This window comes from Bradyrhizobium sp. 14AA (genome assembly GCF_054185205.1).
This window is the reverse complement of sequence record NZ_JAVAYM010000027.1, coordinates 52,821-65,190: the sequence shown is the minus strand read 5'-3', so window position 1 is coordinate 65,190 and position 12,370 is coordinate 52,821. Positions and strand designations below refer to the sequence as shown.

General features: G+C 64.6%; 13 protein-coding genes. 5 read left to right on the top strand and 8 right to left on the bottom strand.

What is annotated here, in order from left to right; translation table 11 throughout:
* Positions 1–5: 5 nt before the first annotated feature.
* From RAD15_RS35775 to soxX, 5 genes are read right to left on the bottom strand one after another with little or no spacing between them, the layout of a single operon-like run.
* On the bottom strand, positions 6–311 hold the full coding sequence (locus RAD15_RS35775; protein ID WP_458183418.1) for a hypothetical protein: 306 nt from the start codon (positions 309–311) through the stop codon (positions 6–8).
* The gene (gene soxA, locus RAD15_RS35770; RefSeq protein WP_458183417.1) at positions 308–1,171 is read right to left on the bottom strand and encodes a sulfur oxidation c-type cytochrome SoxA; all 864 of its coding nucleotides are present in this window, start codon (positions 1,169–1,171) and stop codon (positions 308–310) included. Before soxA ends, RAD15_RS35775 begins: the two co-directional genes overlap by 4 nt.
* Positions 1,171–1,482, bottom strand: coding sequence for a thiosulfate oxidation carrier complex protein SoxZ (soxZ, locus tag RAD15_RS35765; RefSeq protein WP_458183416.1), 312 nt, complete (start codon positions 1,480–1,482; stop codon positions 1,171–1,173). Before soxZ ends, soxA begins: the two co-directional genes overlap by 1 nt.
* A gap of 17 nt (positions 1,483–1,499) precedes the next feature.
* The gene (gene soxY / locus RAD15_RS35760) at positions 1,500–1,991 is read right to left on the bottom strand and encodes a thiosulfate oxidation carrier protein SoxY (RefSeq protein ID WP_458183415.1); all 492 of its coding nucleotides are present in this window, start codon (positions 1,989–1,991) and stop codon (positions 1,500–1,502) included.
* Between the two features lie 39 nt (positions 1,992–2,030).
* The gene (gene soxX, locus RAD15_RS35755) at positions 2,031–2,387 is read right to left on the bottom strand and encodes a sulfur oxidation c-type cytochrome SoxX (protein WP_458183414.1); all 357 of its coding nucleotides are present in this window, start codon (positions 2,385–2,387) and stop codon (positions 2,031–2,033) included.
* A 262-nt stretch (positions 2,388–2,649) separates the two neighbouring features.
* On the opposite strand from soxX, the gene RAD15_RS35750 reads away from it, so the two are divergent.
* Positions 2,650–3,321, top strand: a complete 672-nt coding sequence (locus RAD15_RS35750) for a DUF938 domain-containing protein (protein ID WP_458183413.1) — start codon at positions 2,650–2,652, stop codon at positions 3,319–3,321.
* 128 nt (positions 3,322–3,449) lie between these two features.
* Here RAD15_RS35750 and RAD15_RS35745 read toward each other — a convergent pair whose 3' ends face one another.
* Positions 3,450–5,516, bottom strand: a complete 2,067-nt coding sequence (locus RAD15_RS35745) for a prolyl oligopeptidase family serine peptidase (RefSeq protein ID WP_458183412.1) — start codon at positions 5,514–5,516, stop codon at positions 3,450–3,452.
* 187 nt (positions 5,517–5,703) lie between these two features.
* On the opposite strand from RAD15_RS35745, the gene RAD15_RS35740 reads away from it, so the two are divergent.
* Both RAD15_RS35740 and RAD15_RS35735 read left to right on the top strand, forming a co-directional pair.
* Positions 5,704–6,951 carry an MFS transporter gene (locus RAD15_RS35740; RefSeq protein WP_458183411.1) on the top strand — a complete coding sequence of 416 codons (1,248 nt, stop codon included), beginning with the start codon at positions 5,704–5,706 and terminating at the stop codon, positions 6,949–6,951.
* Between the two features lie 194 nt (positions 6,952–7,145).
* A complete protein-coding gene (locus RAD15_RS35735) occupies positions 7,146–8,384 on the top strand; it encodes an MFS transporter (RefSeq protein WP_458183409.1) in 1,239 nt (412 codons plus the stop codon).
* 122 nt (positions 8,385–8,506) lie between these two features.
* Here the strand turns inward: RAD15_RS35735 and RAD15_RS35730 are convergent, their stop codons facing one another.
* Together RAD15_RS35730 and RAD15_RS35725 are read right to left on the bottom strand one after the other, a co-directional pair.
* Positions 8,507–9,001 carry a VOC family protein gene (locus tag RAD15_RS35730; protein ID WP_458183408.1) on the bottom strand — a complete coding sequence of 165 codons (495 nt, stop codon included), beginning with the start codon at positions 8,999–9,001 and terminating at the stop codon, positions 8,507–8,509.
* An 89-nt stretch (positions 9,002–9,090) separates the two neighbouring features.
* The gene (locus tag RAD15_RS35725) at positions 9,091–9,636 is read right to left on the bottom strand and encodes a carboxymuconolactone decarboxylase family protein (protein WP_458183407.1); all 546 of its coding nucleotides are present in this window, start codon (positions 9,634–9,636) and stop codon (positions 9,091–9,093) included.
* A gap of 137 nt (positions 9,637–9,773) precedes the next feature.
* Here RAD15_RS35725 and RAD15_RS35720 point away from each other — a divergent pair, with 137 nt between their 5' ends.
* Both RAD15_RS35720 and RAD15_RS35715 read left to right on the top strand, forming a co-directional pair.
* Positions 9,774–10,973, top strand: a complete 1,200-nt coding sequence (locus RAD15_RS35720; RefSeq protein ID WP_458183406.1) for an acyl-CoA dehydrogenase family protein — start codon at positions 9,774–9,776, stop codon at positions 10,971–10,973.
* A 148-nt stretch (positions 10,974–11,121) separates the two neighbouring features.
* Positions 11,122–12,261, top strand: coding sequence for an acyl-CoA dehydrogenase family protein (locus RAD15_RS35715; RefSeq protein ID WP_458183405.1), 1,140 nt, complete (start codon positions 11,122–11,124; stop codon positions 12,259–12,261).
* The last annotated feature ends 109 nt before the right edge of the window (positions 12,262–12,370 follow it).

The window sequence follows — 12,370 nt, the reverse complement described above, 5'->3', positions numbered from 1 at the left end:
CTAGTCTAGCGGATTTCCATCGCCTTCCAGGCCTCTTTTTCCGATGTCGCCTGGAAGATCGACGCCTTGGCCAACGCTTCGGCTTCCTTCGACGCGGCAACCGCGCGGTCGAAATCACCGCCATCGGCCGCCTTCCTGGCTGCCGTCAGCGCGGATACGGTCACGGTCCACTGGTTGCGCATGCCGGCTGCCTCCTTGGAGGCGGCTTCGGCGGCGGCATAGGCCGCCTTGTAGTCCGCCTCGTTTGCCGCGCGCGCTGCCGGCGCGAGGCTCAGGCTGAGCAGAATGGCCAAGGTAAATGACCGATTCATGGTCGCGCTCCCGGGCCGGAAATCGGCAGGCCGTTGGCGACGTAGGAGAGGAAATATTCGACGTCGCGATATTCATCCGCCTGCGGCTCCAGCGGAACCGCGCGGGTCTGGCTGTTGCAGGTCACGAAACGGCGGCTGGTCGTGCCCATGCCGCTCCATTCGGAGCGGTAGATCGGCATCGCGTTCAGGATGCCGAGTGCGGGCGCCAGGATTTCGGCGCGGATGCGCTCGCCCGGGCTCTGCACATGACAGCTCGCGCAGGAGAAATTCATCTGGCCGCGGCGCGTGTAGAAATAGCGCTTGCCGTTCTCGAATGCTTCGAGCGCACGGGGATCATCGGGAATCTTGATGTCCATCGGCTTGCCGCGCGATGTGTAGGCCATGTAGGCGGTCAGCGAGGCCATCTCGTCCTTGACGTAGGAGTAGGGCGCTTCGCCATTGGTCTCGCGGCAGCGATTGAGCGCGAGCTCCAGGGTGACGACCTTGCCTTCCTTCGTGTCGAAGTAGGGATAGTTCTGGCGAATGCCGATTCCGCCGTTCGGGAAGCAGTCGGCATAGCTCTTGCCATTCTTGAACGGCGTCGCGAACATCTCCTTGCCGGCATCGAGCGCGAACTCGTAAGGCGGGAATTCTTCCTTCTCCTGCCATTGCCGCTTCATGTCCGCGTTCATCGAATAAGGGCCGTTGACGAAATCCTCGTGCTTCACGTCCGGAAATTTCTGGAAGAAGAAGTTCTGGAACGCTTTCGCATCGGCAACGGGATCGACCTTGTCGGCCGCGATCACGCGCGGAGAGGTGAGGGCGAACGCGACGAGCGCGGCGCTGAGCGAACCAAGCAGGAGGGCGGAGCGGGCCTTCATCACGAAATCTTCGCGGTGGTCGTGTCCGAGCCACCCTTGTTGTCGGTCCAGGAGATCTTGAGGTCGTCGCCTTTCTTGGCGCCCTTGAAGCTGAACTTGACGTAGGGATCCTTGGAGACCGCGGTGCCCCAATTGGCGACGAAGACGTCCTTGCCGTTACATTCGAACTTCAGCTCCTGGATGTAGTGCGCGGCGATCAGCTCGCCCTTGGAATCCTTGACCAGGCCGGTGTCCATGGGGTGCTGGATCAGCGCCTGCACCTCGGTGATGTCGCCGTTGGCGGTGGCGCGTACGCGAATGCTGGATGCCATCTGTCTCTCCCTCGCCCTTAGCCGCCGCAGCCGCCGACAGTGACCTTGACCTCTTTGGTCGCGCTGTAGAGCTTGCCGTCGGCTTCCACGATCGCGACCACGTTGGTGGTCTTTGCCATCTTCAGGCGGTTGGCGATGCCGGGGATTGTGCCGTCGGGAATCTTGTAGCTCGCCGCCAGCGCGTAAGGGTTCTCGGCGACGAAGAACGAGATCGAGGTGACCTTGTCGAGCGTCGTCGTCACCGAGATCGGAACCACGCCGCCGTTCTCGGCGATCTCGGGTGCGTCGAGCTTGACTTTGTCGGATGGCTCGGCGGTCTTGCCGTAGAGCGCCTTGATCGCGTCGGCCTCGTTCTTCTGCTTGAAGGCTTCTTCCGGATATTTGTCGTTGGCCGCCGCGAGCGCGGAAGTGACACCGAACGGCAGATTGCCGAGGCCGAGCAGCGCGACGGAGGCCGTGCCCTGAAGGATCAGGCGCCGTGTCGGACGAGGGCCGGTGGTCGTGGTCATCTCAAGTCTCCTGCACAGTCTCTTGGCGCGTGCCTGAAGTCACAGGGTTTGCAGGAAATCAACGATCGCGCTGATCTCCTGTTCGGTCAAAATCCGGTTCCGGCCGAACGGCGGCATCATGGTCTGCGGATTGCGCTTGGTCTCGTCGAAGATGATCGCGACCAGCTCGTTGCGATCAGGGTATTTTGACTTGAGGTCTTTCAGCTCCGGGCCGATTGTTCCCGGCAGGTCGCCGCCCTTGATGACGTGGCAGGTCAGGCAATTGCCCTTGCCACGGTCGAAGGCGAGCTTTTGGCCTTCGGCCACGGCGGATTGGGCCCGCACCGGGGGCACGGTCGCACCGGCCAGAAGGGCCAGTGCAATGAGCAGGGCGGGCTTGCAAGGAAAGGCGGTCAAGGCGTCGTCCCGAAGCGTTATGTCGATGATCTCGTTCGCGGAATAGAAGCGTTCCAAAGCACAAAGGGCATCGCCTGACAATCAAGACTATGCACGCGGCAAAATGGAGTTAATATCTTCCGCATTGCAACTAAAGAGATTATTTGTTCGGCGGATTCGGGCCCCAAGGGTATGGGCAATGGGCGCGGGCCGGGCTGTTTTCAGGGCGTTTGCGCGCTCATCCTGTTTTCAACGCGTTCTCGTTTTTTCAAGGGGACTTCAATTGGCTGAATATGTCGTCGAATTTGGCAGGGACGGCGGACGGGTCGAGCCTGACGGGCGGCTCGATGCGCCGGCATTCCATCGCAACCACGCGCCGATCTGGGCCGCGCTGGAGGAGCATCTGGCAGGCAGCGCCGGCAATGTGGTCGAGCTCGGCAGCGGAACCGGGCAGCATGTGGTCCATTTCGCCCGCCATACGCCCGACCTGATCTGGTGGCCGAGCGACCTCAACCAGCGCCACCTCAAGAGTATCGAGGCCTGGCGCGTTCACGCGGGCCTGAAGAACATCCGTTCGCCCCTGCGGATCGACCTCACGGATCCCGACTGGTGTCCGGAGATGAAAAGCGGCCAGGCGCCGACGAGCTTTGCCGCCGTGTTCTGCGCCAATGTGATTCACATCGCGCCCTGGAGCGTGGCCGAGGGCCTGTTCGCCGGCGCCGGCCGCTATCTGCGCGCCGACGGCAAGCTGTTCCTCTATGGCCCGTTCAAGCGCGACGGCAAGCACACCGCGCTGAGCAATGCGGTGTTCGACACGTCCTTGCGTGAAGGCAATCCCGATTGGGGCGTCCGTGACATCAGCGACGTCGAGACGCTCGCGAAGGCTGCAGGCCTTCGCCTCGTCGACACCATCGAGATGCCCGCAAACAATCTGATGTTGGTGTTTTTGCGCTAGGAAGCCGTCATGCCCGGGCTTGTCCCGCCTGCGCGGCCGAAGCCGCTTCGGCGAGGCGAAGGCCCGGGCATCCACGTTCTTCGCGCGGCAAGGCGTGGATGGCCGGGTCAAGCCCGGCCATGGGGGGCCTAGCCTTCATCCCTCCACCCGATCTTCTCCTTCAAGAACCGATAGCCCAGCACCTCGAAGCCGGCGCGCTCCTTGTTATCCTTGCCGTAGCCGTGGCCGCCGGCTGCCGGCTCGTAGAACCAGGCCTCGTAGCCCATCGCCTGGAGCTTCGCCGCCATCTTGCGGGCGTGGCCGGGGTGAACGCGATCGTCGCGCCTTGTGGTGGCGATCAGGATCGGCGGATAGGGCTGGCCGTCCCTGACGTTGTGATAGGCGGAGTAGGTCTTCAGCCACTCCCACTCCTCCACCTTGTCGGGGTCGCCATACTCCGCGATCCAGCTCGCGCCCGCGAGCAGCTTGGTGTAGCGGCGCATGTCGATCAGCGGGATGGTGCAGAACAGCGCGCCGAATCGCTCAGGGTATCGCACCAGCATGTTGGTGATGAGGATGCCGCCGTTCGACCCGCCCTGGGCTGCGATGCGCTTTGCGCTCGTCACGCCGCGGCGCACGAGATCGGCGGCGACCGCCGCGAAATCGTCATGCGACAGCTTCTTGCCGGCGAGCCGACCGGTATCGTGCCAGCGCGTGCCGAATTCGCCGCCGCCGCGCAGATTCGCCTGCACCGTGGTGCCGCCGCGCTCCAGCCACAGCTTGCCGAGCGAGGCGTTGTAATACGGCTTCACGGAATGTCCGAAGCCGCCATAGGCGCTCATGTAAACCGGCGCATCGCCGGTCTCGTTCGCTGGACCGGTCTGCACATAGGGAATGCGCTCGCCGTCGATCGAGATGGCCTCGTGCTGCGTCACCACGAGGCCGTCCGCGGTGAACGTCTTCGGCGCCTGCTTCAGCACAATCGGGCTTGCGACGCCGCGCTCCATCAGCAGCAGCGATGGCGGCGTGAGCGGGTCCTGCACATTGGCGAGCAAATCGCCGTTGCTCTCGGACGGATGGCGGTCGAGCGGCCAGATGTCGACGACGCCGATCTCAGGCAGGCCGGGAAGCGTCTCGCGGCTCCAGCCGGCAGCGGAGGGCGTGCAGATCTCGAATTGCGGCTTCAACTCGTCGAGGATCGACAGCACGAGCTTGCCGGCCGCCCAGAACAGACCTTGCAGCGCGCGTCGCGGCTCAGGCTCGAACAGAACCGCGAAATCGCGGCTGCCGGCCAGAAACGCCGAGAGCGACATGCCGAGCACCGTGTCGGTGGCGTAGGTCCGCCCCTGGACCGTCCAGTCCTTGCGCAGTTTCATCGCGAACCAGTCGCCATGCGCCTGCATCCAGATGCCGGTCGGCAGATCGAGCTTCGTCATCGTGCCGGCCGCGTCGCGGAGCCAGATCGCATGATTGAAGAAGTCGATCTGATCGACGATCCAGACCCGAGGCGCCGATCCGGTGTCGTCGGCCATGCCGTAGATCATCATATGATCGGCGGTGGTCTCGATGATCACCTGCGCCTCATTGAAAGGCTGGCCGCGTCGCCACAGGCGAACGGTCCGCGCATATCCGGAGCTCGTTGCCATGTTCTCGCCGAGCGCGCTCGACAGCAGCAGCGTGTCGGCATCGAGCCAGTCGGCGCCGCCCTTGGCTTCCGGCAGCGTAAAGCCGTCCGCCGCAAAACTCTTCGTCGCGAGGTCGAATTCGCGCAACGTGACGGCGTCGCTGCCGCCGCGCGACAGGCTCAGAATGGCGCGCGAGCTTCCGGGCATCGTGACGATCTGGCTCAGCAGCCAGTCCTCGCCTTCGCTTCGCGCCAGCTGGTCGATATCCAGCATGGTCTCCCACGCCGGATTGGCTTTTCGAAATTCCGCGAGCGTCGTCCGCCGCCACAGACCGCGCGGGTTGGTGGCGTCCTTCCAGAGGTTGTGCAGGTCGGTGCCGCGCCGGCTGACATAGGGGATGTTGTCCGGCCGGTCGTAGATCGCGGCGAGCAAGTCGCGGTCGCGCTCATAGGCCGTCCCGCCGAACGCCTGGAGCGTCAGGCTGTTCTGCCGCTCGACGAAATCGAGCGCCTGCTTGCCTTCGATCTCCTCCAGCCAGAGCCAGGGATCGTCGTCGGGAGCGCTGAGCGTGGGCCTGTCGTCGAGCGTCATGAAGGAGACTCCGAAAAATCGCGGCGGATAGGATTTGATCGAGCGCAAGCCGTCAAGGCCGCCGTCCGCTATCATCGCACCGATTGCGTCAGAGGCATGGCCTGCGCCCGTTTGCGCCGGTTGCCCGCCCTCCCGCGCCCCTCCATAGTGCCGGGAATCAACAGAGCCCGTTCGGGCGGAAATGCCGATGCTTGATGTGACTGCCGCCAATGAGATCGTCGATGACGCTCGCGTGCGCGCCAATGTGGTGCGCCTTGCGGCCGCGCAGGCGCTGACCGGCGCCAATTCGGCGGTGATCTTCGCCACCGGCGCGATCGTCGGCGCCACGCTCGCGCCGGACATGTCGTTCGCGACCGTGCCGATCTCGATGTATGTGGTCGGGCTTGCCGCCGGCACGCTGCCGACCGGCGCGATCTCGCGCCGCTTCGGCCGCCGCATGGCCTTCGTCATCGGCACCGGTTTGGGCACGCTCACCGGTCTGCTCGGCTCGTTCGCGATCCTGCACGCTTCCTTCGCGCTGTTCTGTGTCGCGACCTTCCTCGGCGGTCTCTACGGCTCTGTGGCGCAATCCTATCGCTTCGCGGCGGCCGACGGTGCCAGCGCCGCCTATCGGCCGAAAGCGGTGTCCTGGGTGATGGCCGGCGGCGTGTTCGCCGGCGTGCTCGGTCCGCAGCTCGTGCAATGGACCATGGACGTCTGGCAGCCCTATCTGTTCGCCTTCAGCTTCCTGGTGCAGGCCGCCGTCGCGCTGGTGGCGATGGGCATCGTCGCCGGCGTCGACATGCCGAAGCCGGCGCCGGCCGATCTGCACGGCGGGCGGCCGCTGCTCACGATCGTGACCCAGCCGCGCTTCGTCGCGGCGGCGCTGTGCGGCGTGATCTCCTATCCCATGATGAACCTGGTGATGACCTCGGCGCCGCTCGCCATGAAGATGTGCGGCCTGTCCGTGTCCGATTCCAATTTCGGCATTCAGTGGCACATCGTCGCCATGTACGGGCCGAGCTTCTTCACGGGTGCGCTGATCGCCCGATTCGGCGCCCCGAAGATCGTCGCCGCCGGTCTGCTGCTGGAAGCGGGCGCCGCTACCGTCGGCCTTTCCGGCCTCACCGCGATGCATTTCTGGGCGACGCTGATCGTGCTCGGAGTGGGCTGGAACTTCTCCTTCATCGGCGCCTCCGCGCTGGTGCTGGAGACGCATCGCCCGCAGGAGCGCAACAAGGTGCAGGCCTTCAACGATTTCCTCGTGTTTGGCATGATGGCAATCGGCTCGTTCTCCTCCGGCCAGCTGCTCGCCAATTACGGCTGGTCCGCGGTGAACATGGTGGTGTTCCCGCCGGTGGTGCTCGGCCTCGTCGTGCTCTCGCTTGTCTCCTGGGCCCGGCGCCGCAAGGCGCGGCTGGAAGCCGCCCTGGGCGAGTTCCCGGACGGGATTTAAAGCATGATCCGGAGAAGTGCGCAGCGGTTCTCCGAAAAGATCATGCTCAAACAAGGTGGCAGGAGGCTGTCAGCAGCGTCGACACTTCGATCCATGTCGAAGTGATTTTCGGAAGCCGCGTTGTTACATGATGCTCGTCATGGACAGACGAGCGTGAAGCCTGGCGCTCGCGGGGGATCGAAGGAGAAGCGCGAATGCTCGATAGCCCCCGCCATACGGTTCCCCTCGACGAATCCTCGTTCCGCTACGAAGGCTGGCGCATCGTCGCGGTCTGCTTCCTGCTTGCGACCTTCGGCTGGGGCCTCGGTTTCTACGGCCAGAGTGTCTATGTCGCCGAGCTCCAGCGCGCGCGGGGCTGGCCAGCCTCGCTGATCTCCTCGGGCACCACGTTCTTCTATCTGTTCGGCGCGCTGCTGGTCGTCTTCGTCGGCGAGGCCGTGAGAAAATATGGCCCACGGCTTTGTCTCATCGCGGGCACGCTGGCGATGGCGGCCGCTGCGGTCGCGATCGGCGCGGTGCGCGAGCCCTGGCAGCTCTATCTCGCCAACGCCGTGCTCGCCTTCGGCTGGGCCGGCACCAGTCTTGCCATGATCACCAACACGATCAGCCTGTGGTTCGACCAGAAGCGCGGCATGGCGATCAGCCTCGCGCTCAACGGCGCCAGTTTTGGCGGCGTCGTCGGCGTGCCGTTGCTGGTGACCCTGATCGGTCATGTCGGCTTCGCGGGCGCGATGTACGCCGCCGCAGGCGCCATGCTGGTGCTGCTCGTGCCGGTGATCCTCTTCGTCGTCGGCCGCCCGCCCGAGCATCACGGTTGGCATGCGGCGGCGAAGGCAAAGCCGCAATCGTCGACAGAGGTCCGCGCATGGGCGCTGCGCGACGTTGGCTTCCTCACAGTGACCATTGCATTCGCCTTGGTGCTGTTCGCCCAGGTCGGCTTCATCGTGCACCTGATCTCGTTCCTCGATCCCGTGATCGGGCGCGAGCGCGCCGCCTTTGCTGTTGCGGTGCTGACCGCGATGGCAGTGGTAGGCCGCGTGCTGTTCTCTCTGGTGATCGACCGCCTCAACCAGAGGCTCGCCTCGGCACTGTCGTTCCTGAGCCAGGCGATAGCGCTGTGCGTCGTGATCAATCTGCACAATGATTTCGTGCTGATCGCGGCCTGCGCGGTGTTCGGCTTCTCGGTCGGCAACCTCATCACGCTGCCATCACTGATCGTGCAGCAGGAATTCGATTCCGCCTCGTTCGGCGTGCTGATCAGCCTCAACACCGCGATCAACCAGGTGACCTACGCATTCGGCCCCGGAATCGTCGGCTTCCTGCGCGATTTCTCCGGCGGCTACGCGCTGCCGTTCTATCTCTGCATCGCGCTGGAGGTGGCGGCGGCCGCGCTGATCATGGTGCGCGGGAAGCCCAAAGCAAAGCTCTCGTAGGGTGGGCAAAGGCGCGAAGCGCCGTGCCACCATCCATCCACGCCGTTCGCAGGAATCGGTGGGCACGCTACGCTTTGCCCGCCCTACGGCATCTTGCGATGACGAAGGGGAGCGAGCGGAGCTTACCCCTCCCGGTCCTTCAGCAGTGCCTCCAGATCCAGCCGCTTCGTCACCATTGCAAGCTTGCCGTCCGGCCCGAACGGCCATTGCTCCCTAGGCCTGTCCCGATAGAGCTCGACGCCGTTCTGGTCGGGATCGCGCAAGTAAAGCGCTTCGCTGACGCCATGGTCGCTGGCGCCGTCGAGCGCGATGCCGGCCGAGAGCACGCGGTGCAGCGCATCCGCCAGCGCGGGACGCGTCGGATAGAGGATCGCGGTGTGGTAGAGCCCGGTCGTGCCCGGCGGCGGCGGTGAACCGCCTTTGCTTTCCCAGGTGTTGAGGCCGATGTGGTGATGATAGCCGCCGGCCGAGATGAAGGCCGCGCCCGAGCCCATGCGCTGCATCAGCTCGAACCCGAGCACGCCGCAATAGAAGCCGAGCGCGCGATCGAGATCGGCGACCTTGAGGTGAACGTGGCCGATCCGGGTGCCGGCATCGACGGCTGGGCTTTGCGACATTGGAATGCTCCGTTGAAGACGTGCACATAAGGCGGGCATCAGCACAGCGCTACCGCCCATCCTGAAACCCATCGTTTCCCAATAGGAAACTACGCCAGTTCCGACACCTCGCCCTCCGGCAGCCCGAAGTCGAACGTGTTCAGCGTCATCGACACCATCGTGTAATAGCCGCACAGGCCAATGACTTCGACCACGCCGCGCTCGCCGAGCACCTTCACCGCCTCGTCATAAAGTCCCTTCTCGACGCCGTGGCCCTCATGCAGCGACTTCGCGACGTCGTAGATCATCTTGCCCTTGGGATCGTCGAAGTCGGGCGTGCGGCGATCGCGGATCGCGTCGACAATCTCGGGCTTCATGCCGCCCGCCAGTGCCAGCCGCTTATGCGCGTACCATTCGTAATGCGCGGTCCAGTGCCGCGCCGTCACCAGGATCGCGATCTCCGAGAGCTTTGCGGGGAAGATCGTGTCGAAGCGCAGCACCTCGCCGAGCCGCGTGGCGTGACGGGCCATCTCGGGGCTGCTCAGCCAGGCCATCATCGGCGCCGGCGGCTTGCCGCGCTTGCCGGCGATCGACTCGTCATAGGTCTGCCGCTGGCTCTCGCTCATTTCGCCAGGCGAAAGAAGTTTCAGGCGCATTGTCGTTTCCTCTTTGTTTTCAAGCACCGTCGTCGCCGCGACTATAGCCGAATGCGGCCCGCGGAAGTGGTTGAATTCCACGGGGCGATGGCCCAGAGTCGCCGCCAACAAGTCGATTTTGATTGATGGAAACGACCATGAGCGAATCTGAGAACGCCGAACTCGAACAATTCCGCACCGAGACGCGCGCCTGGCTGGAAGCCAACTGTCCGCCGGAGATGCGCAAGCCCGCGACGTCGGACACCGACGTGTTCTGGGGCGGGCGCAACGCCAAATTCTCCTCCGAGCCGCAGCGCATCTGGTTCGAACGCATGCGCGACAAGGGCTGGACCGTGCCGGACTGGCCTAGGGAATATGGCGGCGGGGGCCTCAGCGCTGCCGAGCACAAGGTGCTGCGCGCCGAGATGGCAAAAATGGGCGCGCGTCCGCCGCTGTCGAGCTTCGGCATCTGGATGCTCGGACCGGCGCTGCTCAAATACGGCAACGAGGCGCAGAAGCAGGAGCATCTGCCGAAGATTGCAGCCGGCCTGATCCGCTGGTGCCAGGGCTATTCCGAGCCCAACGCCGGCTCCGATCTCGCCTCGCTCCAGACCCGTGCCGAAAGCGACGGTGATGATTTTCTCATCACGGGTTCGAAGATCTGGACCTCCTACGCCAATTACGCCGACTGGATCTTCTGCCTGGTGCGTACTGACGCGAGCGCGAAGAAGCATGACGGCATCAGCTTCATCCTGTTCGACATGGCCTCGAAGGGCGTGACCACCAAGCCGATTCTGCTGATCTCGGGCTATTCGCCATTCTGCGAAACCTTCTTCGACGGCGTCCGCGTGCCGAAATCGCATGTCGTCGGCACAATCAATCGCGGCTGGGATGTCGCAAAATATCTGCTCCAGCACGAGCGCGCGATGATCTCGGGCATGGGCGAGCGCGGCGTCGGCCGGCCGCTCGGCCAGATCGCGGCTGATTCCGTCGGCACGGACGCGGAAGGCAAGCTCGATGATTCCATGCTGCGTGCCGAGATCGCGTCGTTCGACGTCGACGAAGCCGCACTTGCGGCCTGCGCCGAGCGTGCGGTCGATCTCGCCAAGGCGGGCCAGGCGCATCCGGCGTTCTCCTCGGCGATGAAATATTACGGCACCGAGCTGAACAAGCGCCGCTACGAGATCCTGATGTCGGCCGGCGGTGTCGACGCGCTGGAATGGGAGAGCGAGCGCTCGAAGCAGGGCGCGCGCCCACGCGCCTGGCTGCGTACCAAGGCCAACTCGATCGAAGGCGGCACGACGGAAGTGATGCTCGGAATCGTCGCCAAGCGCATCCTGGATCTGCCGGGGGCATAACTCCGTCGTCGTTCCGGGGGCGCGCGAAGCGCGAACCCGGAACCTCGAGATTCTCAGGTGCGCAATTGCGCACCGTAGTTCGCGTCTTCGACGCGCCCCGGAATGACAGCAACAACACACATTTCGTCAGCCGTTAGAGATTGATCACATGGCCCTCGTCCTCACCGAAGAACAATCGATGCTCCGCGACAGCGCGCGCGGGCTGATCAGCGACAAGGCGCCGGTGTCGCATCTGCGGCACTTGCGCGACAGCAAGGATCCCACCGGCTTCTCCAAGGAGTTCTGGCATTCCTTTGCCGAGATGGGTTTTGCCGGCCTCCTGGTGCCGGAAGAGTTTGGCGGCAGCGGTCTCGGCCATGTCGAGGCCGGTGTCCTCATGGAGGAGATCGGCCGCACCTTGATGCCGTCGCCCTTCCTCGCCACCTCGGTGGTTGCGGCCTCGGCGCTGAACCGCGGCGGCAATGCTGCGCAGAAAGCGGAGTACCTGCCAAAAATCTCCAACGGCTCGCTGCTTGCGACGCTCGCGATCGACGAAGGCGCAAAGCATCGCCCGCTCCAGACGAATCTGCAGGCGGTGCGCTCCGGTAACGGTTTCAAGCTCTCCGGCGCCAAGGCGCTGGTCGTTGACGGCCACGTCGCCGATCTTCTCATCGTTGCTGCCCGGACCGCGGGCTCCGCCGGCGAGCGCGAGGGACTGACGCTGTTCCTCGTGAACCCTGCGACCAAGGGCGTTGCAGTCGAGCGCACCATCATGGTCGACGCGCATAATGCGGCGCGGATCGAATTCGCCAATGTCGAGGTCACCGCCGACAGCGTGCTCGGCGAGGTCGATCAGGGTGCCGCTCTGCTCGACGGCGTGCTCGACATCGGCCGCGGCGCGGTGGCCGCCGAAATGGTCGGCCTCAGCGACGAGGTGTTTGGCCGCACCGTCGAGTATCTCAAGAGCAGAAAGCAGTTCGGCAAGCTGATCGGCGAATTCCAGGCGCTTCAGCACCGCGCCGCCGAGCTCTATGTCGACATCGAGATCACCCGCGCCGCCACGATGAAGGCGCTCCAGGCGCTGGATGCCGACGTCGCCAAGGCCGCGTCCGCCGTCGCAGTGGCAAAGGCCCGCGCCGGCACCACCGCCACGCGCGCGGTGCAGGAAGGCGTGCAGATGCACGGCGGCATGGGCATGACCGACCAGTTCGACATCGGCTTCTTCATGAAGCGCGCGCGGGTCTGCGAGGAATTGTTCGGCGACGCCAACTACCACACCGAGCAGCTCGCGCGGGCGCGGGGGTATTGAGGCGGGGCGCAAGAGGCACAGTGGCGCCTCAATACGGGTGTCGTCCCGGCCTAGCCGCGCAATTGCGCGCGGGGGGCCGGGACCGGTAACCCCAGGGAGTAGTTTGGCG

Bases quoted from the DNA above. Each gene is read 5' to 3' on its own strand.
- RAD15_RS35720 (WP_458183406.1), top strand. From the start codon at position 9,774: ATGAGCGAATCTGAGAACGCCGAACTCGAACAATTCCGCACCGAGACG.
- RAD15_RS35725 (WP_458183407.1), bottom strand. From the start codon at position 9,636: ATGCGCCTGAAACTTCTTTCGCCTGGCGAAATGAGCGAGAGCCAGCGG.
- RAD15_RS35740 (WP_458183411.1), top strand. From the start codon at position 5,704: ATGCTTGATGTGACTGCCGCCAATGAGATCGTCGATGACGCTCGCGTG.
- RAD15_RS35735 (WP_458183409.1), top strand. From the start codon at position 7,146: ATGCTCGATAGCCCCCGCCATACGGTTCCCCTCGACGAATCCTCGTTC.
- RAD15_RS35745 (WP_458183412.1), bottom strand. From the start codon at position 5,516: ATGACGCTCGACGACAGGCCCACGCTCAGCGCTCCCGACGACGATCCC.
- soxY (WP_458183415.1), bottom strand. From the start codon at position 1,991: ATGACCACGACCACCGGCCCTCGTCCGACACGGCGCCTGATCCTTCAG.
- soxA (WP_458183417.1), bottom strand. From the start codon at position 1,171: ATGAAGGCCCGCTCCGCCCTCCTGCTTGGTTCGCTCAGCGCCGCGCTC.
- RAD15_RS35715 (WP_458183405.1), top strand. From the start codon at position 11,122: ATGGCCCTCGTCCTCACCGAAGAACAATCGATGCTCCGCGACAGCGCG.
- RAD15_RS35730 (WP_458183408.1), bottom strand. From the start codon at position 9,001: ATGTCGCAAAGCCCAGCCGTCGATGCCGGCACCCGGATCGGCCACGTT.
- RAD15_RS35775 (WP_458183418.1), bottom strand. From the start codon at position 311: ATGAATCGGTCATTTACCTTGGCCATTCTGCTCAGCCTGAGCCTCGCG.
- soxZ (WP_458183416.1), bottom strand. From the start codon at position 1,482: ATGGCATCCAGCATTCGCGTACGCGCCACCGCCAACGGCGACATCACC.